General features: G+C 70.9%; 20 protein-coding genes and 1 rRNA gene. 16 read left to right on the plus strand and 5 right to left on the minus strand.

Annotated features, from left to right (window positions below):
* Entirely contained in the window at positions 1-1,164 is a 1,164-nt protein-coding gene (locus AB0L33_RS09750; RefSeq protein ID WP_365679378.1) for a hypothetical protein, read from the minus strand.
* 287 nt (positions 1,165-1,451) lie between these two features.
* On the opposite strand from AB0L33_RS09750, the gene AB0L33_RS09755 reads away from it, so the two are divergent.
* Together AB0L33_RS09755 and AB0L33_RS09760 are read left to right on the plus strand one after the other, a co-directional pair.
* Positions 1,452-2,252 carry a DUF4232 domain-containing protein gene (locus AB0L33_RS09755; protein WP_365679380.1) on the plus strand — a complete coding sequence of 267 codons (801 nt, stop codon included), beginning with the start codon at positions 1,452-1,454 and terminating at the stop codon, positions 2,250-2,252.
* Positions 2,253-2,322: 70 nt separating this feature from the next.
* A complete protein-coding gene (locus AB0L33_RS09760; RefSeq protein ID WP_365679382.1) occupies positions 2,323-2,760 on the plus strand; it encodes a hypothetical protein in 438 nt (145 codons plus the stop codon).
* A gap of 4 nt (positions 2,761-2,764) precedes the next feature.
* On the opposite strand, the gene AB0L33_RS09765 is transcribed toward AB0L33_RS09760, so the two are convergent.
* Both AB0L33_RS09765 and AB0L33_RS09770 read right to left on the minus strand, forming a co-directional pair.
* Positions 2,765-3,637, minus strand: coding sequence for a helix-turn-helix transcriptional regulator (locus AB0L33_RS09765; protein WP_365679384.1), 873 nt, complete (start codon positions 3,635-3,637; stop codon positions 2,765-2,767).
* Positions 3,634-4,470 carry a helix-turn-helix domain-containing protein gene (locus AB0L33_RS09770; protein ID WP_365679386.1) on the minus strand — a complete coding sequence of 279 codons (837 nt, stop codon included), beginning with the start codon at positions 4,468-4,470 and terminating at the stop codon, positions 3,634-3,636. Before AB0L33_RS09770 ends, AB0L33_RS09765 begins: the two co-directional genes overlap by 4 nt.
* Positions 4,471-4,737: 267 nt before the next feature.
* Here AB0L33_RS09770 and AB0L33_RS09775 point away from each other — a divergent pair, with 267 nt between their 5' ends.
* The 10 genes from AB0L33_RS09775 to AB0L33_RS09820 all read left to right on the plus strand — a co-directional run bounded on the left by AB0L33_RS09775 (position 4,738) and on the right by AB0L33_RS09820 (position 16,758).
* The gene (locus tag AB0L33_RS09775; protein WP_365679388.1) at positions 4,738-7,128 is read left to right on the plus strand and encodes a glycoside hydrolase domain-containing protein; all 2,391 of its coding nucleotides are present in this window, start codon (positions 4,738-4,740) and stop codon (positions 7,126-7,128) included.
* The gene (locus AB0L33_RS09780; protein ID WP_365679390.1) at positions 7,125-7,787 is read left to right on the plus strand and encodes a hypothetical protein; all 663 of its coding nucleotides are present in this window, start codon (positions 7,125-7,127) and stop codon (positions 7,785-7,787) included. The genes AB0L33_RS09775 and AB0L33_RS09780 overlap by 4 nt, the downstream gene beginning before the upstream one ends.
* 39 nt (positions 7,788-7,826) lie before the next feature.
* Entirely contained in the window at positions 7,827-8,270 is a 444-nt protein-coding gene (locus AB0L33_RS09785; protein WP_365679392.1) for a peptidoglycan-binding domain-containing protein, read from the plus strand.
* Positions 8,271-8,379: 109 nt separating this feature from the next.
* A complete protein-coding gene (locus AB0L33_RS09790; protein WP_365679394.1) occupies positions 8,380-9,078 on the plus strand; it encodes a DUF402 domain-containing protein in 699 nt (232 codons plus the stop codon).
* A 270-nt stretch (positions 9,079-9,348) separates the two neighbouring features.
* Complete coding sequence (locus tag AB0L33_RS09795) at positions 9,349-9,657, plus strand: hypothetical protein (protein ID WP_018101695.1); 309 nt, start codon at positions 9,349-9,351, stop codon at positions 9,655-9,657.
* A gap of 182 nt (positions 9,658-9,839) precedes the next feature.
* Positions 9,840-10,709 carry a hypothetical protein gene (locus AB0L33_RS09800; protein ID WP_365679396.1) on the plus strand — a complete coding sequence of 290 codons (870 nt, stop codon included), beginning with the start codon at positions 9,840-9,842 and terminating at the stop codon, positions 10,707-10,709.
* On the plus strand, positions 10,699-12,039 hold the full coding sequence (locus AB0L33_RS09805; protein ID WP_365679398.1) for a hypothetical protein: 1,341 nt from the start codon (positions 10,699-10,701) through the stop codon (positions 12,037-12,039). The genes AB0L33_RS09800 and AB0L33_RS09805 overlap by 11 nt, the downstream gene beginning before the upstream one ends.
* Positions 12,036-13,586, plus strand: coding sequence for an SCO6880 family protein (locus AB0L33_RS09810; RefSeq protein ID WP_365679400.1), 1,551 nt, complete (start codon positions 12,036-12,038; stop codon positions 13,584-13,586). Before AB0L33_RS09805 ends, AB0L33_RS09810 begins: the two co-directional genes overlap by 4 nt.
* A 39-nt stretch (positions 13,587-13,625) precedes the next feature.
* Positions 13,626-15,044 carry an ATP-binding protein gene (locus AB0L33_RS09815; RefSeq protein WP_365679402.1) on the plus strand — a complete coding sequence of 473 codons (1,419 nt, stop codon included), beginning with the start codon at positions 13,626-13,628 and terminating at the stop codon, positions 15,042-15,044.
* 1 nt (position 15,045) lies between these two features.
* Positions 15,046-16,758, plus strand: a complete 1,713-nt coding sequence (locus AB0L33_RS09820) for a type VI secretion protein (RefSeq protein ID WP_365679404.1) — start codon at positions 15,046-15,048, stop codon at positions 16,756-16,758.
* Between the two features lie 15 nt (positions 16,759-16,773).
* Here the strand turns inward: AB0L33_RS09820 and AB0L33_RS09825 are convergent, their stop codons facing one another.
* Positions 16,774-17,331 carry a GNAT family N-acetyltransferase gene (locus AB0L33_RS09825; RefSeq protein ID WP_365679406.1) on the minus strand — a complete coding sequence of 186 codons (558 nt, stop codon included), beginning with the start codon at positions 17,329-17,331 and terminating at the stop codon, positions 16,774-16,776.
* A gap of 143 nt (positions 17,332-17,474) precedes the next feature.
* Between AB0L33_RS09825 and AB0L33_RS09830 the strand changes: the two genes are divergently transcribed.
* Genes AB0L33_RS09830 through AB0L33_RS09845 form a run of 4 tightly spaced genes read left to right on the plus strand, consistent with a single transcriptional unit; the run spans position 17,475 to position 21,158 of the window.
* Entirely contained in the window at positions 17,475-18,407 is a 933-nt protein-coding gene (locus tag AB0L33_RS09830; RefSeq protein ID WP_365679408.1) for an ATP-binding cassette domain-containing protein, read from the plus strand.
* Positions 18,404-19,192 (plus strand): ABC transporter permease, encoded by a 789-nt coding sequence (locus AB0L33_RS09835; RefSeq protein WP_365679410.1) that lies wholly within the window; start codon positions 18,404-18,406, stop codon positions 19,190-19,192. The genes AB0L33_RS09830 and AB0L33_RS09835 overlap by 4 nt, the downstream gene beginning before the upstream one ends.
* 32 nt (positions 19,193-19,224) lie before the next feature.
* Complete coding sequence (locus AB0L33_RS09840; protein WP_365679412.1) at positions 19,225-20,496, plus strand: histidine kinase; 1,272 nt, start codon at positions 19,225-19,227, stop codon at positions 20,494-20,496.
* Positions 20,493-21,158: a response regulator transcription factor gene (locus AB0L33_RS09845; protein ID WP_365679414.1), complete on the plus strand. Its 666-nt coding sequence runs from the start codon at positions 20,493-20,495 to the stop codon at positions 21,156-21,158. Before AB0L33_RS09840 ends, AB0L33_RS09845 begins: the two co-directional genes overlap by 4 nt.
* A 49-nt stretch (positions 21,159-21,207) precedes the next feature.
* Here AB0L33_RS09845 and rrf read toward each other — a convergent pair.
* Positions 21,208-21,324: ribosomal RNA gene (gene rrf, locus AB0L33_RS09850) — 5S ribosomal RNA — on the minus strand.
* Between the last annotated feature and the right edge of the window lie 151 nt (positions 21,325-21,475).

Raw genomic sequence — 21,475 nt, forward strand, 5'->3', positions numbered from 1 at the left:
TCAGCGCCCTGCCCGCACCGCCTGCCCGGGCAGGGCGATCCCCTGCGCGTGGGCGGTCTTCCCCGGCCGCAGCGTCCACGGCACCGGAGGCGTGGACGTCAGCCAGCCCTCCGCGATGAGGGTGTGCACGATGACCCCGCGCAGCTCCCGCCCGAGCTTCTTCCACCGCAAGCCCTTGCACAGCTGGCCGTATGACGGCCCGTGGCCGTGCTCCGCCCGGAACTCGACGGTGAACAGGGCCGCCTCGCGCCCGCAGTCGGGGTGGGCGGCCCGCCACGACTCGTACGCGTCGAGAGCCGCGCGGGGCGCCGGGAGCGGGGACGGCCCCGACATGAACGCCGGAGCGAGCCGCACGAACGGGAGGTGGCAGAGCGCGCACGCCTCGACCGCCTCCGCGTGCCGCCGCAGCGCGGGGCTGACGCCCGCCTTCCAGGCCGCCCAGCTCTCCGGAGTGGGCTCGGCGGCGGCCGCCGCCTCCCGGGCCGCCCGGCGTTCCTCTTCGTCCCGCGCGATCGCGGCGAGCTCCTCAGGGGTACGGAAGCGGCCCGCGAGGTGCCGTACCGACTCACCGAGCCGGTAGGTCTGCCCGGAGACCTCGGCCAGGAACCCCTTCTCCAGGAGCGCGGGCACCGCCCCGTAACAGGCGGCGGGCAGCTCGGCCGGCGCCTGCCCGACCAGCTCGTCGGAGCAGTGGGCCGCCAGGAACAGCGCGGCCAGCCGGACTCCCGACGCCCCCTTCCGCACCGGCTTGGCCAGCCTCGTGCGCATGGACCACCCCGACACGCGCGACCGCGCGTCCTTGCCGAGGCGCAGGGCGCGGTCGGGCCCCGGGGCCAGTTCCGGCACCACGATGCCGTACGGCACGTCCGGTTCCCCGCCGATGAGACCCCCGGGCACCTCCCACCCCGCCGCCGTCAGCTCGGCCAGGGCGCCCTCCGGGTCCTCCAGCCGCAACGACCGCAGGTCGGTCCCCGTGAGGTTGCCCGCCCCCGTTCGCGCGGCCCGGATGCCCACGACGACCGCGAGGAGCCGCGCGTCGACGGAGTCCAACGGCAGACCGGCCACGTACGAGAGGAGCGCACGGGCGCCCTCTCCCTGGCGCGGTGTGAGCAGGAAGGGCGGCGGCGATGCGGCGGGACCGTCCCCGGCGGAAGCGGTCGTCACGGGCGGCACGGCGGACACGACAGGCTTGGGCACATCACATCTAACGGTGATCGGACCGCTGAAGTCACGCCCGGACGCGCCTTTCCCGCACGGACACCGGGCCATGCCCGGGCCGAAGCCCTCCTTCGGGTGACGTCAGCGGGACGTCAGGCAGGCGTTAGCAGAACATGAGCGGCGCACGGGAGGCTTCCCCTGTCAGACGGTCCGGTGGGGGAGCGGTTCGCCGCAGATCCGGGCCCTGGCCGTACGAACCGAACCATCGACCGCCACACACTTCGGGGAATCCCATGCATACGCTCCGCAAGCGCAACGCCGTCCTCGGCGCCGCCGCCACCGCCGTGCTCGCCCTCGCCCTCACCGCCTGCGGCGGGGACGGCAGCGGAACGAAGTCGGCCGGCCCGGCCGACGGCTCCGCCTCGGCCAAGGCCACCGTGGCCGCGAAGGACACCGCCAAGGACGCCGCCGGCGACGCCGCCCAGGACCAGGGCAGCACGGCGGGCGACGGCGCGAAGACGGGCGGCGGCTCCACGGACGCGGTCACCTCCAGCACCGGCAAGTCCACGGGGGCCACCACGAAGACGGGCGGTTCCACGGGCGGGGCAGCCGCCGGTGACACCAGCGACGCCTACGCGTACAAGCACCCCTGCAAGAGCGGCGACCTGTCGGTGCGCGTGTACGCCCGCGAGGGTTCGGCCACGCAGCACGTGATCGAGGTCAACAACACCGGCAAGAACTCCTGCGGCCTGAGCTACTACCCGCGCGTCAGCCTGGGCGCGGCGAACGCCACGGACCACAGCGGCGACGTCGTCCCGCTGGTCCCCGGCGGCCTCGGCGGCGCACCGGCGTACCCGGTGAAGCCGAAGACCGCCGCGATCGCGGTCATCGACCTCAACCCGGGCGGCGGGAACGGCATGACCTGGGTGAACGAGATGAACGTGCTCGCCGACGGCGACCACATGGCCAACGCCGAGCAGCTGAACTTCCCGCTCGGCCCCGACGTGAAGGTCGGCGCCCCGAAGCTGGGCCTGTACGAGCGCACGGTCGCCGACGCGGTGGCCTCCATGAAGCAGGCGAACACGAAGCCCTGACCCCGGGGCCGGGACGGTGCCCTCGGACGGACCACGACGGTCTGTCCGAGGGCACCGCTACGATCCGGGCATGCCTGCCTTCCGCGATTTCAACTTCAAGCTGCTCGTCATCGAACAGCTCATGTACACCGACGAGACGCTCACCCCGGTGTTCCGCATAGCCGACCGTCTCAAGGCGAAGGGCATCGACCAGGACCCGCAGACCTACGCCTACGAGAACGACCTCGCCTACACCGTCCTGGACGAGGCCCGCGCCCACTTCGAGGCCCTTGAGATCAGCACGGAACTGCTGGCCACCGTGGAGACGCTGGTCGTCGACGGCGGCCTCGAGGTGTACCAGGAGTGCGCGCCCGTCTGGGACGGGGAGGACGACCTCTTCGACGTGGGCTCGCTCGACGACCTGGACCTGCTGCCGAACCTGCGGCTGATCGAGGGCGTGGAGAACTGCGGGATCGGCATGTCGTTCGACACGGATGTCCTCGCGAGCCGGGGCATCGCCTTCGACTGACGGCTCAGGCCGGCGACACCGTGAAGCAGAACCGTTCGCCCCGGCGGACCAGACAGGCCCGGATCTTCGCCGACGCGTCACCGGACGCGGCGGCCATCGGCGTCGACAGCGACCCCGCGCTGTCGAACCGGTCCTTGACCACCGCCTCCTGCACTGGTCCCTCCGGTACGTGGACCTGCACCAGGTCCCCCTCCCTGCCCCGGTCGATGCGGGCCCACACCGTGTCGCAGACGGCGGAGTGCCGCACCTTCACCACGGTGCCGTCGAGCCGCTGTTCGCCGAGGGTGGTGGGCGGTTCGGCGAAGGTGGAGCACTCCAGGTCCTCGGGGTCCTTCCCGTTGCACGTCATGCCGTGGCACCCGGGGGCCACGGGGGTCGTGGCCCCGGTGTCAACGGCCGGAAGGTTCTTCGGCTCGGACGACGGCCCGGCCCGGAACAGGGCCACCAGCACGCCGGTCGCGACGACAAGCGCGGCCCCGAGCCACCAGGGCCGCAGCCACCGGGAGGCGGCCCCCGGCTCCGCCTCGGCCGGTCCGGGCGCAGAGGCCCCGGCGCCCTGCGCGGGAAGTCCCTGGGCCTCGCGGACGGGCCCCGGCGTGGCCTCGCGCCCCGCCCCTCCCGTACGGCCGCTGCTCGCCCTCTCGGCCAGCTCCCACAGGGCGACCGGGCGCCTGGGGTCCGCGCCGGCCAGCAGGCAGAGCTCCTCGACAGCCTGCCGGGGAGGCAGCGTGCGCCCGTTGAGGTAGCGCTCCCACGACGACTTGCTGTACGGCGTCCGGGCGGCGAGGGCGGCCAGGCTCAGCCCCGTATCGGCACGCAACTCGCGCAGGGCGCCGCAGAGGCGTACCCATTCCGGCGGCCGTTCCCGCCCGCTCACTTGCGCAGTACCTTCCAGGTGTCGGGGCCCGCGATCCCGTCGACCGCGATCTTCGCCCCGTCCTGAAGGCGCCGCACCGCGCGGTCCGTGTTGTTCCCGAAGGCACCGTCGACCGTGCCCGCCGAGATGCCCCGGTGCTCGAGGAGGCACTGGGCCTCCACCACCGCCCAGCCCGAGGCGTCGCGCTGGAGCTGCTGGGAACGCGTACGGCTGTAGCCCGCGTACAGCAGCCCGTCCTCCGCGTCCCGCTCGACCTTGCACTCGTATGTCGTGCCGGCGTTGTAGGCGAACGTCCCGAAGTCGGGGTGTACGGGACCGGCTGCCGGGGAAGGCGCGCCGCCGGCGGAACCGGTCCGGGTGGCCCCCTCCCACGGAGCGAGGACCACGAGCCCCGCCAGCATCACCACGGCCGTCGTGACACTGGACAGCAGCATCGCGACCCACGGCACCGGCGCCCGGCGCCCGCGCGGAACGGCGGCCTCCGGCTCAACGGGCGGCGCGGACGGCCCGGGCCCCGGCAGGTCGCCGTCGTCGTCCACCTCGTCCAGGGGCGGCCCGGGGACACCGTCCGTCCGTGGCGCGGCCGCCAGTTCGCGCAGTTCCAGCAAGGGTGCCGGTTCGACCCCGCAGACCACGGCGGCGGCGCGCACGGCCTCCTCGGGCGGGACCGCCCTGCCGTTCAGGTACCGGTCCCAGGACGACTTGCCGAACCCGGTGCGGGTCGCGAGGGCCGCGATGCTGAGCCCTTTGCGGTCCTTGAGTTCGCGCAACTGCACGACGAGATCCCGCACGTGCGGGTCGAGCGCTTCCGGCAGGCCCTTCCAGCGCGCCATGGTTTCCCCCATTTGAGCGTTCGGCTCCGGCGGGCCAGCATGCCAGACCCGCGGCACGTCCCGCGACGACCCCGCGCGGCCCGCCATCCCCCCAGGTCAGAGGCGTCCCGTCCCGCGATCACCCCACCACCTCAAGGCCGCTGGCGCCGCCGCCCGCCTCGTCCGATGCTCTGTCAGGCCGGACCGGGGCCTTCGGGGGGACCCCGGTCCGGCTCCCTGTGCCGGCCCTGACACGCCCGCACGCCCGAACGACCCGGGGGAGGAACGATGGACGATCCGAACGTGCTCGCGGCCCAGAAATGGGTGAACGCGACCTATGCCGGCATTCCCGAGTACGAACGCTGCGCGGAGGACGGCAGCACCGGCTGGGGCACCGTACTCAGCCTCACGCAGGGCCTCCAGCACGAACTGGGGATCTCGCCCGTCGTACCGAACTTCGGCCCCGGCACCTTCGCCAAGGTGCAGAGCCGCAACCTGCGGCCGGACGCCGAGACGAACAAGAACATCATCCGGATCTACAACTACGCGCTCTGGTGCAAGGGGTACTACGGCTCGGCCACGGCCGACACCTGGGACTCGACGGCGCGGAACTCGCTCGCGGAACTCTGGACCAGCATGGGCATGCCGCCCGAGGTCCCGATCGACGCCGAGATGTGGGCGCGGGTCACCAAGGCCCTGCTGCGCATGGACCAGTTCCGCCTGGTGCCGGGCGGCGACACCCTGACCCAGGGCATCCAGCGCCGCCTCAACTCGCGCTACGTACTCGGCATGGACATCCCCGCCATGAGCCTGGTGCCCTGTGACGGCGTGTACTCACGCGACGTCCAGCAGGGCCTGATGATGGCGATCCAGTACGAGATCGGCATCCCGCCCAAGGACATCACCGGTTACTTCGGGGACGGCACCATCGCCGGCCTGATGAACCACAACGTCGAACCCGGTGACGACAGCCCGCTCGGCTACCTCTTCCAGGCCGCCTGCTACTTCAACTCACCGACGTACGACGAGGACTACGGCGAGTACCCGTACGACTTCGGCTTCACCGCGACCGAGCACGGCGAGTGGCTGCGCGCGTTCAAACGCTTCTCCCTGGTCGAGCCGGTCAACGCCACGGGCAACTACCGGACCTGGGCCCAGCTCCTCATCTCCACCGGCGACCCGACCCGCCCGGCCACCGGCTGCGACGGCATCACGGAGATCACCCCGCAGCGCGGCAAGGCCCTGTACGACGCGGGCTACCGCCTCGTGGGCCGGTACCTGGACGAGAAGCTGAAGGAGGGCGACCCGGGCTGGCTCGACAAGACGATCAAGCCGGGCGAACTCCAGGCCATCTTCGACGCCGGACTGCGGGTCTTCCCGATCTCCCAGTACTACGGGGGCGCGGCGAGCGAATTCACCTACGCGCGAGGCGAACTGGACGGCTGGAAGGCGTACCAGAAGGCCCGTGAACACGGCTTCAACCGGGGGACGTGCATCTACTTCGCGGTCGACTACGACGCCATCGGAACGGAGATCAACCAGTACATCATCCCGTACTTCAAGGGCGTCCGCACGGCTCTCTCGCAGTACGGGAACTACTACCAGTTCGGCGTGTACGGCTCGCGGAACGTGTGCGAGCAGGTGACCCGCAACACCGGTGCCCGCTGGTCGTTCGTGAGCGGCATGTCCTGGGGCTTCTCGGGGAACCTCGGCTACGCGCTCCCCCGCAACTGGTCGATCAACCAGATCCGCGAGTACGACTTCGACGGCGACGGCGTCCGGGACCTCGACCACGACGTCTGGCGGCAGTCCACGGATCCCGGCTCGAACTCGGTCAACGCCCCCGCGCGCGACCTCGACGAGCTGGTCGTCGGACTCCAGAAGCTGGAAGCGGCGGCCGACTTCTACGAGAGCGACGAGGGAATCAGCCGCAACCAGCTCATCACCCAGTTCTTCCGGTACGGGGAATACGACAGCATCGTCTGGGACGGGCTGCTCCATCCGATCGACTCCGGATGGATCAGCCATGTGAAGGCGCGGGACATCTCCGTACGCGAGTTCGACGAGCTCCGCGACCCGATCACCCAGGCCACCATCGGCACGCAGCACCTCATGGCGTCCATCGAGGGCTACCTGCGCCGCCCGGTCACCATCGACAGCACGAACCTCGCCGACATGGCCGGCTGGGGCGGCGACCTGGTGAGCTTCTACGCGGAGTGGCGCAAGAACCGGGCCGACTACCCCACCGGACACGCGTTCTGCATGGACCGGCTGGCCCGGACCGACGTCGAATCCACGTTCGGCTACGGCGACTTCATCGAGGACGCCGACGCGTTCAACATCAGTCGCCGCCTGCTCGCCGGACAACGCATGTCGCAGGCCGTGTCGGAGTACTACACACAGGTGTCGACGGGGGCCGTCAACGCGGAGGAGCGCTGGCGCAACTTCTACGCCAACCGGTTCGGCGCCGACTCCGCGAACGTCGAACGCCTGGCCAAGGGCGTCCTGCTGGGCGACGACCTGTGGCAGACCGGGGTGGACCTCGTGTTCCTGGGCCGCGAAGGGCTCGACCTCGACCAGATGCCCGCCAACATCCCCTCCTCCGAGCTGAACTCCTTCGTCCTCGGATTCCGCTGGGCACTCACCGACCGGGTCGACGCCGAAGGAGGCGCCTCATGACCATCGACCGCCGCACACTCCTGGTGGCCGCGGGAGCCACCGCCGCGCTGACCGCGTTCCCGTCGCCCGCGACGGCGGCCCCGCGCCGGACCCCGGACGCGCCGGGCCTGCGCCACTGGGACGCGGACCGCAGCGACAACGGCTGGCCCATCGGCCCCGAAGGCATCACGGAGTACGCCGTCGAGGGCTCGCCCGCCACGGTGCGCCTGCACCGGGAGGCGTCCGCGGTTCTGCTGCACGTGGCGAGGCGCTGGCACTACGAGGTGCTGCCGCTGCGCGGCACGGTGGACGTCCTCGGGTACAGCGAGGAACGCGCCGTCCCCGCCGCGTACGGGTCGAACCGGCTCTCCGGGACCGCGATCGTGCTCCCGGGCGCCGGCGACGGCCTGTGGCCGCACCAGACGGCCGTCGTCCGCGACATCCTCGCCGACTGCGAGGGCGTCGTGCGCTGGGGCGCCGATCTCGCCCCCGCCGCACCCGGGCACTTCCAGATCGACGTAAGACCGGGGACGCGCACACTGGCGCGCCTCACCACAGCCCTCCGCGAAGGACCGGCCCGCGGGGACGCCCCGCGCACGGGAGCGCCGGAGGACCCGGCGGCTCCGGCACGACGCAAGCAGGCCGGCCAACTGGCGCGAGCCCAGCGACCGGCCGGCTGAGCCCGACCCGCACACCCACACACACCGAGGAGAAGGAACATGGCAAGGACCCGCACGACCCGCACGAAGGCCGCACTCGCCACCGGCGCCATGGTGCTGGCGGCCATGGGAGGCAGCCTCCTGACCGCCACACCGGCGGCGGCGATCGGCTGGTGCAATTCGACGGTCACCGTCCGCGGCAGCTTCATCGAGTGGGCCGGCGAGGCGAAGATCCCGTCGTACGGCACCAACAAAACCTGCCAGATGAGCAAGGGCTCCCACAGCTCGGCCGTGGGTGCGCTCCAGCTGACGCTGAACAAGTGCTACGGGGAGAAGCTCTCCGTGGACAACGACTTCGGCGAGAACACCCGCCTGGCCCTCATCCGCGCCCAGAAGAGGGCAGGCACCGGCGCGGACGGCATCTACGGACCGAACACCAGGGACGCGCTCGCTTGGTACTTCAAGCCCGTCACTCCCGGCTACGACGAGTGCAGCCGCATCTGACGAGCCGTCCTGATTCCAACGGACACGTACGGGCGCGGTGCCCGCCGTTCATCGGTGGGCACCGCGCCCGTACGTGTCCGGCGTGCGCGCGGCGGGAATGATCAATCGCGTGAAAGAGGACAACAGAGACACCACAAACGGCACGGCGGGCGAGATCCTGCGCTGGAACCTGTTCATAGGCGGCCACCTCAGCGCCTGCGTACCCGTGCGCCTGGTCGAACGAACGGACACCGGGCAACTGGTGTGGATGAAATCGGGCACCCCGATGTGGCGCACCGCCCTCCCGCGCGGCGTGACCCACCTGCGCGACATCGACCCGCACGAGCGCCCGGCCGAGGGCTTCCCCGTCGTCGCGGGCCGCTGGCCGATGGGCGACGCCCTCTTCTACCAGCCCACGGGGGCGGCCCACTCGGTGCTGTGGCTCTTCGGCCGCAGACACAAGTTCCGCGGCTGGTACGTCAACCTCGAACGGCGCGTGCACCACGGGGCGGACATCGACATCGCCGACCACGAACTGGACATCAACGTCGCCCCGGACAGGACGTGGAGCTGGAAGGACGAACGGTCCTTCGCCGAGAAGACCGGCCACCCCGCGTACTGGACGGCCGAGGAAGCGCAGGCGATCCGGTCCGAAGGAACGACGGTCGCACAGCTCGCCGAGGCCGGAACCTTTCCCTTCGACGGCTCCTGGTGTGACTTTCGGCCACCGTCGCACTGGAAGACGCCGCCCCGCCCACCGATTCCACGCCACCCACTGCTGCGCCCGTCGGGCGCTCCCGCCTCACCTCACCCGCCCCGAGGTGCGTGAATCGGCCACTGCGGGACATCTCGGCCAGCCTGGCCCGATGACGATCATTGCCCGGCGTCACTCTCCGTGATACACAGAGTAACCATACGCATTTCGCCCACACACCGATTCGATCCGCAGGTCAGGGCGGTCAGACCGGTCAAATGTGCGAGATCCGGGTAAAGAGAGCCGTGAAGCCGTCGTACGAATCCAGTTTCATCAGCGAAGATAGAGAGTGACCCGTGCCATGCGGTACGGGCGGTGAACTACCCAACAGGGGCGGTGACTTACATGATCCTGGCAGCTGAAAAGGGCGACATCACCACCATCATCGGCGGAATCGCCCCGAACTGGGGCCCGTTCGGGACCCTGGGCAACGAGGCCCGCGTGATGATCGAGGTGGTGATGGCGATCGCCATCCTGCTGTGCCTCGGCATCGCGGTCTGGGGGGCGGCCAAGCAGCGGATCGGCGCGACGGCTCTGCGCGACACCTTCAGCGCGGAACAGGGCAAGGGGCTGATCGTGGCCGGGCTGACCGGTGTGTTCATCATCGGATCACTCGGCACCCTGTTCACCATTGTCTACGGGATGGCCGTCTGACCGGGCGTCACCCTTGCACCCGGGGCTCGTCCGCCCCACCCCTCCCATCCGTCCGTCGTGCCCACCGGCAGAGGTTGCGTACCCCTGATGTCGAGTCACCACACCGCGTCCGCGCGGAGAGCAGCACGGCTACCGTCGTACTACGACGTGGTTCAAGCAACGGTTGAGGGGGCGTACGCGGCATGAGTCTCGGCGACGAGGACGGCTACGGCAACGACGCGGGACGCACGAGCGACGCCTACAGCACGATCGGCGGCACCCGCCAGACCCGCACCCGCCTGCCCGACGGCCCCACCGGCGACCCCTACGGCCCCCGCCGCCCGGCCCGCAACTCCCGCTCCCTCATCACGTTCGCCGGCGTGGTGATCCTCCTCCTGGGCGCCATCGCCTTCGCCAACATGGGCGGCGACAAGGGCGACTCGAACGGCAAGTCGAACACGACGTCGGGCAACAAGGCGGACACGGCGCCCACGTCCCCCACGGGCACGAAGCCGGTAACAGGCAAGAACGGCACCATCCCCTCGGGCTTCGCCCACGACCGACAGGGGGCGGAGAGCGCGGCCTCCAACTTCGCGGTGGCCCTCGGGTCTGCCGAGATGTTCATCGACTCATCCCGCCAGGCCATCGTGCAGGCCACCCACGACCCGGCCGTTGTCGGGAAGCTGACCGCAGATCTCGATGCCGCCTATTCCCCGGACTTCCTCAAGAACGTCGGTCTGGACGAAGACGGTCATGCTCCCAGCGGCTTGACGTTCGTCTCCCGCACGGTCCCGGTGGGAACAAAGGTGGTCGAGCACACCACGGACTCGGCCACGGTCGAGGTCTGGTGCACCGGCCTCGTCGGAATGGCCGGTGAGGGGTCCACAAAGCCTGTGACCGAGACCTGGTTCACGATCTCGGAGAAGCTCAAGTGGATCGGCAACGACTGGAAGATCGAGTCGTCGAGTCAGGCAGAAGGGCCAACTCCCGTCAGCGGTGACAACCGGGCCTCCTCCGCCGACGAAATCGCCGGCGCGGTAGAGGGATACGGAGGATTCGTCTATGCCCGCTAGCCGTCGCCGGAGCATGCGCTCCCTGACCACCACACTGGGCGTCCTTCCCGCAATTGTCCTGCTCGCCTCGCGGGCCGCCGCGGCACCATCGCCGTCCCCGTCGCCCACTAAAGAGGGCAACGACGCGTGCGACCTCATCGTGGGGCTCGCCAAGGACTACTGCGAAGGCGGAAGCGCCAGTTCACCCAAGTCCACCCCGCCCGCCAGCACCGACCCCGCGCTCGACCCGCTCACCTCGCTCGGGCGCGGCTGCGCCGACGCCGCCGCGTGGATCGTCGGCAAGCTCAGCGACGCGGTCAAGGAGACCGCCAACGTCGACTTCACCAACACCCGCTTCCTCCAGCAGTACGCCATCGTCTTCGCCGCCTCCACCGTCCTCACGCTCGTCCTCTGGCTCCTCGCCGTGGCCAAGCGCGCCATCCGCGGCGTCCCCCTCACCACCGCCATCTCCGAGGCCATCGGCTTCCTCTGGCTCACCGTCCTCGCCTCCGCCTTCACCCCTCTCATCCTCTACACCATCGTCTCCGCCACCGACGGCGTCACCGAAGTCATCGCCTCCTCGTCCGGCGGCCAGACCGACGTCTTCTTCGGCTCCTTCGCCCAGGCCCTCAAGAAGGACTCCGACATCGGCGGCGGCCCGATCATGCTGATCGTCGTCTCCCTCGTCTCCATCCTCGCCGCCGGCATCCTCTGGCTCGAACTCGTCATCCGCGCCGCCCTGCTCTACGTCGGCGCCCTGCTGGGAACCGCCGTCTACGCCGGACTCGTCGACAAGAACATGTGGGGACACGTACGCCGCTGGGCAGGCATCATGATCGCGGTGATCATGGTCAAACCCGTCATCGTCGTCGTCCTCGGCCTCGCCGGCGCACTCTCCTCCGACGACGGCCCCGACGCCTTCTCCGCCGTCGTCTCCGGCCTCGCCATCATCCTGCTGGCCATCTTCGCCTCCGCCATGATCTACCGCTTCGTCCCCGGCTTCGGCGACGAGATCCAGGGCGCCCGTACCAACCGCAAACAGGCCACCGACGGCTCCCAGGCCGCCGCCATGATCAGCTCCCCCGCCGCCCTCGTCTCCCAGGGCATCAAGACCCACAGCAGCCGCGGCGGCCAGAACGGCGGCGACACCAGCAGCGGCGGTGGCCGCCCCGCCAACCCGGTCAGCGGCGGAGTCGCCGCCCACAGCTCCCGCAACCCCGGCACCCCCTCCGCCGCACCCTCACCCCGCAGCGGCTCCGCCCCGACCGCCGGCACCCCCCACAGCAGCCGCGGCACCCGCGGCGGACCAGGCAGCACAGGTAACAACCGCACAGGAGGTGGCGGGCGTTGAGCACACAGTCCCATCCCATCGCGCCCCGCCGTACGTATCTCATCGGCCGCGCCCGGCCGAACGCGATCGTCGGCAAGAACCGCGAGACGGGCGAAATCGCCCTGATCATCGCCGGCGCGTTCCTCGGCATGATGAGCGGCCTGCTCATCCCCTTCCTCTCCCTGCGCATCGTGCTGCTCACCGGCTTCCCGCTGCTCGCCATCGCCATGGTCTACGTCCCGTACCGGCACCGGACCTTCTACAAGTGGTTCGAGATCAACCGCAGCTACAAGCGCTCCCTCCGCCGCGGCACCACCTACCGCTCCAGCGCCATGGAAGCCGGCACCCGCGCCGACGGCCGCGAGATCGAGATCGGCCCGCCCCCCGGCATCGGCCGCATCAACTGGCTCTCCGCCCCCTTCGGCCCCGACGAGATCGCCGTCCTCCTCCACGCCGACCGGCGCACCGTCACCGCCGCCATCGAGATCGAGGGCCCGGGCGTCGGCCTGCGCGACAGCGAGGACCAGGAAGCCCTCGTCGACCGCTTCGGCACCCTCCTCAAGCACGTCGCCAACGGAGACGGCTTCGTCACCCGCCTCCAGATGCTCGCCCGCACCCTCCCCGCCGACCCCGACGCCCACGCCAAGGACGTCGCCCAGCGCGGCGACAAGGCGTCCCCCCGCTGGCTCCAGGACTCCTACGACCAGCTCCAGTCCATGGTCTCCACCTCCAGCGAACAGCACCGCGCCTACCTCGTGGCCTGCATGCACTTCAACCGCGAGCTCGCCGCCGAGGCCAACGCCATGGCCCGCGCCGCCCGCCCGCACTCCGGACGCAAGCTCGACCGCGACGCCGGCCTCGCCGTCGTCATGGCCCGCGAGCTCACCGACATCTGCGCCCGCCTCGCCGAAGCCGACATCCGGGTCCGCCAGCCCCTCGGCCAGAGCCGGCTGGCCTCCCTCGTCCACTCCATGTACGACCCCGACCACCCCATCGACCACATCCAGGCCATGACGAAGCGCAACGCCTGGCCCGCCGAGCTCGACGCCGTCGAGCCGACCTACCTCCAGGCCAAGACCCGCGAATCGTCCACCCGCGCCCCCTGGTGCCACTCCACGGCCTGGGTGAAGGAATGGCCCATGACCCCCGTCGGGGTCAACTTCCTGGCCCCCCTCCTCGTCCACACCCCCGACGTCATCCGCACCGTCGCGGTCTGCATGGACCTCGAACCCACCGAGATCGCCATCGAGCGCATGCTCACCGAGAAGACCAACGACGACGCCGAGGCCAGCCGCCAGGCCAAGATGAACCGCACCGTCGACCCCCGCGACATCGCCGCCCACGGCCGCCTCGACCAACGGGGTGAAGACCTCGCCAGCGGCGCCGCCGGCGTCAACCTCGTGGGGTACATCACCGTGTCGTCCCGCTCCCCCGAAGCCCTCGCCCGCGACAAGCGCACCATCCGCGCCTCGGCCGGAAAGTCGTACCTCAAGCTCGAATGGTGCGACCGCGAGCACCACCGCGCCTTCGTCAACACCCTGCCGTTCGCCACCGGCATCCGCCGCTAGCCACCAGTCCGCGACACCGAGAGGGAGGTCAGTCACGCCATGCGAGATCCGCTGTCCGCGTTGTCGGACGCCTTTACCGCCTTCCTCTTCGGGAAGGTGGAGACCACCCGGCTGCCCGTCCGCACCTCGACCGGCCAGGCCCAGGCCGTCTACCTGCCGACCGCCGCCCCCGGCCTCGGCGACTCCGGCGTGATCATCGGCCGCGAGGTGTACTCCGGCAAGGGCTACATCTACGACCCCTTCCAGCTCTACGGACAGCAGCTCCCCGCCCCGCACTGGCTGGTCCTCGGCGAGTCCGGGAACGGCAAGTCCGCGCTGGAGAAGACGTACGTGCTCCGCCAGCTCCGCTTCCGCGACCGCCAGGTCGTCGTCCTCGACGCCCAGGGCGAGGACGGCGTCGGCGAGTGGAACCTCATCGCCCAGGAGCTCGGCCTCACCCCCATCCGCCTCGACCCCACCTCCGCGCTCAACGGCGGCATCCGGCTCAACCCGCTCGACCCCGCCATCACCACCACCGGCCAGCTCGCCCTGCTGCGCACCATCATCGAAGTCGCGATGGGCCACGGCCTGGACGAACGCTCCGGCTTCGCCCTCAAGGTCGCCCACGCCTACGTCAACGCCACGACGACCGACCGCCAGCCCGTCCTCACGGACATCGTCGAGCAGCTGCGCCACCCCGAACCGGAATCCGCCCAGGCGATGAACGTCGACATAGACGACGTACGCGCCTGGGGCCTGGACGTCGCCCTCGTACTCGACCGGCTGGTCGACGGCGACCTGCGCGGCATGTTCGACGGCCCGACGTCCTTCGGCATCGACCTGGACGCCCCCCTGATCGTCTTCGACCTCTCACACATCGACCGCAACTCCATCGCCATGCCCATCCTGATGGCGATCGTCGGCGTCTGGCTCGAACACACCTGGATCAGGCCCGACCGCAAGAAGCGCATCTTCCTGGTCGAAGAGGCATGGCACATCATCAACTCGCCCTTCGTCGCCCAGCTCTTCCAGCGCCTGCTGAAGTTCGGCCGCCGCCTCGGCCTCTCCTTCGTCGCCGTCGTCCACCACCTCAGCGACGTGGTCGACGGCGCCGCCGCCCGCGAGGCCGCCGCCATCCTCAAAATGGCCTCCACCCGCACGATCTACGCCCAGAAGGCCGACGAGGCCAGAGCCACCGGCCGGGTCCTCGGCCTGCCCCGCTGGGCCGTCGAAATCATCCCCACCCTCACCCCGGGCATCGCGGTCTGGGACGTGAACGGCAACGTACAGGTCGTCAAACACCTGATCACCGAGGCCGAACGCCCCCTGGTCTTCACCGACCGCGCCATGACCGAGTCGTCCGCGAGCGACCTGCTCCCGGACGACGTAAGAGCCGCCGACCTCGAAGCGGAGGAACGCGCGGCCAGGATCGAGAACCAGCAGCGACTGAACGAGTCGTCCGAGTCAACGGTGGCATGACATGGCAGGGAGCGACGGGGGACGGTCCGGCGACGGCAAGGGGGGCGGCATCCCCGACGGCCTGCTCGTCGGACTGCTGGCCTTCCTTCTCGGACTCACGCTGCTGGCCTGGGCGGCCACCGGACTCGCCGGCCTCCTCGCCCACGGCGCCTGGCCCGACGGCGTCACGCCGACGGAGACACCCCTGGCCCTCCGGCGCCTGCTGGAGGCCCCGCACGACCTGCCCGCTGCCTGGCCCGGCACCCCGCCCGGCCAGCTCTCCGGTTACGGGCTGTTCTGGGGCCTGCTCATCGGCGAACTGATGGTGCTCGTGGTGCTGACGGTGTTCGTGATGGGCGTCATCACCCGCTGGCGCGCCGTGCGGGCCCGCCGCCGCGCCGAACGCGCGGAGCGACTGGCCCTCCTCGAACAGGCACACCGCGAGGAGCGCGCACGGCGCAAGCTCGCACAGGGCAAGGCCCGGAAGCCCGGCCGGTGGAGCAAGCAGCGGGACCACGCGTACGAGTCGGCGCTCCCCGAGCCGGAACCGGCCCCCGAGCCCACCGCCCCCGACGCCCTGCGCAAGACCGCCCCAGTCCCCGCGCCGGCCACCCCCGTTCCCGCCGAACACCGCACCGAAACCGCACCGCAGACCACGGCCCTTCCCGCCGAAGCCGCCCCCGAAGCACCCACCACCCGAAATCCACGGCGCACACCGCAGGACACCACGGACCCCACGGACACCGCCCACGCCGGAACGGCACCCACCGCCCCGCTCCCCGCGACCGTCCCCTCCCCCCGCACCCCCCTCGTCCTCTACGGCCCCGCCACCACCCGCCGGGCCACCGCCGTCCAGGCCATCCGCGAGGCCGACGGCCCGGTGCTCGTCGTGACCTCCGACCCCACCCTCTGGGCCGAGACCAAGGACGCCCGCGCCAAGCTCGGCCCCGTCCTCGTCTACGACCCCGGCCACCTCTGCGACACCCCGGCCCGGCTGCACTGGGCACCCACCACCGGCTGTGCACAGGCCGACCGGGCCGCGGCCCGCGCGGGCGCGCTGCTCGCCCCCGTCCGCCCACAGGCCCGCGTCGACTCGGCGACGGCCGACATCGCGGAAACCCTCCTCCGCTGCTGGCTGCACGCCGCCGCCATCGACGACCGCCCCTTCCGCCAGGTCCACCGCTGGGCCCTCGGCGGCAACGCCCACGAACCGGTCCGCCTGCTGCGCACCCACCCGAAGGCCGCCCCCGGGCTCGCCGGACTCCTGGAGTCCGCGCTCACCGGCCACCCCGAACGCCGCGAGATGGCCCAGGAACTGACGGTGCGCGCGTTCGGCGCCCTCTCCTCCGTCCACGTGCGCGACGCCTGCACACCAAATCGAGCAGATGCGCTCGCACTGGATTCCTTCGCGGACGAAGGGGGCAGCCTCTATGTGGTGGGCGAAGCCATCGAGACCCCACGATCCGGTCCAGGGACGATGCCCCTGCTCACCGCGCTCGCCGCAGACGTGGTCGAGCACGGCCGCCGCATGGCCGCACGGTCATCCGACGGCCGGCTCGACCCACCAATGACCCTCGTCCTCGACGACGTCGCGGCCGTCGCCCCACTCCCCCGCCTGCCCGAACTGCTGAGATCCGGCCAGACCCAGGGCCTGTCCACCATCGCCCTGCTCCGTTCCCCGGAACAGGCACGCTCGCACTGGACGCAACAGCTCCGGACACCCAGCAGCCTCTGAACAGCGGGCACGGCCTCAGGGCCGCGTCACCGCGTACTCCAGCTCACGCGCCGTCGGGTCCCCGGGCATCGCCACCGTCTCCCCCGTCGGCACGAACCCGAACCGGCGGTAGAACGCCTCGGCGCGCGGATTGTTCTCGTGCACATACAGCCGTACGCGCTCCAGCCGCGGCGCCTGCAGCGACCACGCCCAGTCCACAGCCGCCCGGAACAGCGCGTCCGCGACCCCCGCGCCCCGCGCCTCCGGCCGCACGAACACGCCGACCAGGTGGCCCTGGTTCACCGACGCCGCCTCACCGAACCGCGCCTCGATGTCCGGCCCCTCCACGAGCACCGTCACCGAACCCGCCCAGCCACCGTCGGGGTCCTCCGCGACGAACTGCCGCACCTCGCCCGCACCGTCCTCGGAGGCGTCCACCGTCCGCTCCCGCCACGCTTCGTCGGACCGCTTCAGCCCCTGCTCGTACGTCTCCAGGAACGCCACGGGCGCGGCCGGGTCCTGCAAGGCGGCCAGCCGGAGATCCTTCACCGACCGCCACTCGTCGGCGCGCACCGGCCGTATCACGTAGTCCATGCCCCGATCCTGACCCGCGCTCCCGAGACCGCGCAAACGGATTCGCCCCCTCCACCGGCTGTCGTACCCCGGTACTACGCGCCCTCGCACCTCCCGCCTCCGGTCCGACGACCGGCCCGCGCCCGCTCCGTAGCGTCGACCGCATGATCAGGGCACACGCACTCACCAAACGCTACGGGGACACCACCGTCGTCCACGACCTCGACTTCACCGTCCACCCGGGCACGGTCACCGGCTTCCTCGGCCCCAACGGCGCCGGCAAGTCCACCACCATGCGCATGCTGCTCGGCCTGGACGCACCCACCCGGGGCCGCGCCACGATCGGCGGCCGCGCGTACACCTCCCACAGCGCTCCCCTCACCGAGGTCGGTGCCCTGCTCGAGGCGCGCTCCGTCCACCCCGGCCGCACCGCCTTCCACCACCTGATGGCGCTCGCCCACACCCACGGCATCCCACGCACCCATGTGGACCACGTACTGGACCTGGCCGGCCTCACCGCCGTCGCCGGGAAACGGGTCAAGGGCTTCTCGCTCGGCATGGGCCAGCGTCTGGGCATCGCCGCCGCCCTCCTCGGAGACCCCGCCACCGTGATCCTGGACGAGCCCGTCAACGGCCTGGATCCCGAGGGCGTCCTCTGGATCCGCACCCTCCTCCGCGACCTCGCCGCACAGGGCCGCACGGTCCTGGTCTCGTCGCACCTGATGAGCGAAATGGCCCTCACCGCCGACCGCCTGGTCGTCATCGGCCGCGGCCGCCTCCTCGCCGACACCACCGTCACCGAGTTCACCGCCACGGCGGGCGGAAGCTCCGTCTCCGTCCGCACCCCCCGGGCCATCGACCTGCGTGACCTGCTGCGGGGCCCCGGCGTCGAGATCACCACCACACCCGGCTCCGACCGGCTGGACGTACGCGGGACGGACGCCGAACACATCGGCCGCACCGCCGCCGCCCATGCCATCCCCCTCTACGAACTGACCCCGCGCACCGCATCCCTGGAGCAGGCGTTCATGGACCTCACCCAGGAGTCCGTCGACTACCGGACCAGCGCCGCCGAACCGACCGGAGCCCCCGCATGACCACCACGGCCCTTCCCCACGCCTACCGCGTCACCCCCGCCCGGGTGCTGCGCTCCGAATGGCACAAGCTGCGCACCCTGCGCTCCAGCTGGATCACCCTGGGCCTGGCCGCCGCCTTCGTCCTCGGCGTCGGTGTCCTCATGGGCACCACCTACACCTCCGACGGCGGCGACTCGGACATCGACACCGTCATCCTCGTCCTCTACGGATCGCTCCTCGCGTCGCTCTGCACGGTGGTCCTCGGCATCCTCGTCACAGCGGGCGAGTACTCCTCGGGCCTGATCCGCGCCTCGCTGACCGCCGTCCCGCGCCGCCTCCCGGTGCTGTGGGCGAAGGCCGCCGTCTTCACGGTCACCGTGTTCGCCGCCATGTTCGCGACCGCGCTGCTCACCTTCGTCGTCGCCCAGCTCTTCCTGCACGACACGGACCAGGCCGCCTCCCTCACCGATCCGGGCATACTGCGCGCCGTAGCGGGGAACGCCGCCGGGACCACCCTCCTCGGCCTCATCGCCCTGGGCCTCGGCGCGCTCCTGCGCTCGGTCCCCGGAGCGATCGGCGCGTTCATCGGCGGTGTGATGATCCTCCCCGAGGTGCTGACCATGCTCCCGTACGACGCGGTGGAGACCGCCGTCCGCTACTTCCCCACCCAGGCCGCGGGCGTCCTCGGCTCCGCCACCCCGCTCCCGGACGCCGCGTCCCCGGGCCCGGCCCTGCTCGCCCTCGCCCTGTGGGCCTCGGCCACACTGGTCGCGGCGGCCGTACTCCTGCGGCGCCGCGACGCATGAGCCGTACGCGGCCGGGTACGGGGGAGGCACCGATGGCGGACACCACCGACGAGCCGAGGGCACCGGCTCCTCCGTCCGCCCCCACCCCGCTCACGGGGCACATACAGCGACTGTTCCAGCGCATCCGCGCATTCGACCGCCACCGGCCGTCGGTCTGGAACGGCGTCCTGACTACGTTCTGGGTCCTCTTCGCCGTCCTCGACGTCTCCTCGGGCGGCTGGCGCACGGTCGCCGTCGACCCGCACGTGCCGGAGCCGCTGGTGTTCGCCATGAGCGTGGCCTTCTCCGCCCCGCTGCTGTGGCGCCGCACCCACCCGCTGGCCGTGCTCGCCTTCATGGCCCCGTTCTCACTGGCCAACGTGTGGACGGGCGCGGTCATCCAGGCGTCGCTGCTCCAGGAGATCGTGGTCTTCAACATCGCGGTGCGCCTCCCGATGCGGACCCTCGCCTGGTCGGGTGCCCTGGTCGCGGCACCACTGGTGATCGCGTCGGGCCGGTTCCCGGAGGTCTGGAGCCGCCTCGTGCTCCCGCACGTCTGGATGTTCGCGATCGCCGCCCTGGCCGGAATCCTGGTGCGTACGCGCAAGGAGTACACCGAGGCCCTTCTCGACCGGGCCGACCGCCTGGAACGCGAACGCGACCAGCAGGCCCGGCTGGCCGCGGCCGCCGAACGGACCCGGATCGCCCGGGAGATGCACGACATCATCGGCCACAACCTCTCCGTCATCACGGGCCTGGCCGACGGCGGCTCGTACGCGGCGGCCCGCAGCCCGGAGCGCGCGGCCCAGGCGCTGGAAGCCATCGGCACCACGAGCCGCCAGGCCCTCGCCGAACTCCGGCGCCTCCTGGGCGTGCTGCGCGACCAGCCGGAGACCGCTGACCGCACCCCGCAGCCCACCCTGGACGACATCGACGCGCTCCTGGAGGGCGTACGCGGGGCAGGCCTGCCGGTACGTCTTGCTGTACGGGGTACGCCTCCGGCCCATCCGCCCACTCCCGGGCGCCAGCTGACGGTCTACCGGGTGGTGCAGGAGTCCCTGACGAACACGCTGAAGCACGCGGGCACCGCACCTTCGCTCAGGGCCGAGGTCACTCTCACCTACCGGCCGGACGCGCTGGAAGCCGTCGTCACGGACAATGGCACCGCGCCTCCGGGCGAGCGGACTTCCGCAGGCACCGGACAGGGCATCACCGGGATGCGCGCACGCGCTTCCCTGTACGACGGCACACTCCAAGCCGGCCCGTCCGCCGAAGGCGGCTGGCGGGTTCGGCTCCGGCTTCCCCTGGAGGACTCCCCCTCGTGACGACCGTGCTCATCGCGGACGACCAGCCGATGCAACGCTTCGGCTTCCGCATGCTGTTGGAGAGCCAGGACGACATGACGGTCGTCGGCGAGGCCGCCAACGGCCACGAAGCGCTCCAGCTCGTCGCCCGGCACCAGCCGGACGTGGCACTGATGGACATCCGCATGCCGCTCCTGGACGGCATAGAGGCGACGCGACGCATCATCAGGGCCGGCTCCCGCACCCGCGTCCTGATCGTCACGACATTCGACCTGGACCGGTACGCGTACGACGGTCTCCGCGCCGGCGCCAGCGGCTTCCTGATCAAGGACGCGTTGCCGGAGGAAATGCTGTCCGGCATCCGGGCCGTGGCCCTCGGCGACGCGGTGGTCGCCCCGAGCCTGACCCGCCGTCTCCTGGACGCGTACGTACAGCACTTGCCGGCCGCCCCGGGCGAGCCGGCCACCCAGGATCCGCGTATCGCCGGACTCACCGGCCGGGAACGGGAGATCCTTACGGTGATCGGCCAGGGATGGACCAATAGCGAGATCTCCGAACGCCTTCACCTCGCGGAGTCAACGGTGAAAACCCACGTCTCCCGCATTCTCGCCAAGACGGGAGCCAGGGACCGCGTCCAAGCGGTGATCCTGGCGTACGACACCCGCCTGGTTTCCCCGGGCTGAAACGCAGAAAAGCCCCGTGCCATCGGCACGGGGCTTCCCCACAATGATTGTTCGGCGGCGTCCTACTCTCCCACAGGGTCCCCCCTGCAGTACCATCGGCGCTGAAAGGCTTAGCTTCCGGGTTCGGAATGTAACCGGGCGTTTCCCTAACGCAATGACCACCGAAACACTATGAAATTAAGAACACCGGATGAAAACACGGCCGTTCGTTATTTCAGAACTAACACAGTGGACGCGAGCAACTGAGGACAAGCCCTCGGCCTATTAGTACCAGTCAGCTCCACCCGTTACCGGGCTTCCACATCTGGCCTATCAAC

This window comes from Streptomyces sp. NPDC052299 (assembly GCF_040679335.1).
GTDB lineage: Bacteria > Actinomycetota > Actinomycetes > Streptomycetales > Streptomycetaceae > Streptomyces.

Excerpts from the sequence above, each read along its gene's own strand:
- AB0L33_RS09755 (WP_365679380.1), top strand. The coding sequence starts at position 1,452 with ATGCATACGCTCCGCAAGCGCAACGCCGTCCTCGGCGCCGCCGCCACC.
- AB0L33_RS09760 (WP_365679382.1), top strand. The coding sequence starts at position 2,323 with ATGCCTGCCTTCCGCGATTTCAACTTCAAGCTGCTCGTCATCGAACAG.
- AB0L33_RS09770 (WP_365679386.1), bottom strand. The coding sequence starts at position 4,470 with ATGGCGCGCTGGAAGGGCCTGCCGGAAGCGCTCGACCCGCACGTGCGG.
- AB0L33_RS09775 (WP_365679388.1), top strand. The coding sequence starts at position 4,738 with ATGGACGATCCGAACGTGCTCGCGGCCCAGAAATGGGTGAACGCGACC.
- AB0L33_RS09780 (WP_365679390.1), top strand. The coding sequence starts at position 7,125 with ATGACCATCGACCGCCGCACACTCCTGGTGGCCGCGGGAGCCACCGCC.
- AB0L33_RS09785 (WP_365679392.1), top strand. The coding sequence starts at position 7,827 with ATGGCAAGGACCCGCACGACCCGCACGAAGGCCGCACTCGCCACCGGC.
- AB0L33_RS09795 (WP_018101695.1), top strand. The coding sequence starts at position 9,349 with ATGATCCTGGCAGCTGAAAAGGGCGACATCACCACCATCATCGGCGGA.
- AB0L33_RS09800 (WP_365679396.1), top strand. The coding sequence starts at position 9,840 with ATGAGTCTCGGCGACGAGGACGGCTACGGCAACGACGCGGGACGCACG.
- AB0L33_RS09805 (WP_365679398.1), top strand. The coding sequence starts at position 10,699 with ATGCCCGCTAGCCGTCGCCGGAGCATGCGCTCCCTGACCACCACACTG.
- AB0L33_RS09815 (WP_365679402.1), top strand. The coding sequence starts at position 13,626 with ATGCGAGATCCGCTGTCCGCGTTGTCGGACGCCTTTACCGCCTTCCTC.
- AB0L33_RS09820 (WP_365679404.1), top strand. The coding sequence starts at position 15,046 with ATGGCAGGGAGCGACGGGGGACGGTCCGGCGACGGCAAGGGGGGCGGC.
- AB0L33_RS09825 (WP_365679406.1), bottom strand. The coding sequence starts at position 17,331 with ATGGACTACGTGATACGGCCGGTGCGCGCCGACGAGTGGCGGTCGGTG.
- AB0L33_RS09830 (WP_365679408.1), top strand. The coding sequence starts at position 17,475 with ATGATCAGGGCACACGCACTCACCAAACGCTACGGGGACACCACCGTC.
- AB0L33_RS09835 (WP_365679410.1), top strand. The coding sequence starts at position 18,404 with ATGACCACCACGGCCCTTCCCCACGCCTACCGCGTCACCCCCGCCCGG.
- AB0L33_RS09840 (WP_365679412.1), top strand. The coding sequence starts at position 19,225 with ATGGCGGACACCACCGACGAGCCGAGGGCACCGGCTCCTCCGTCCGCC.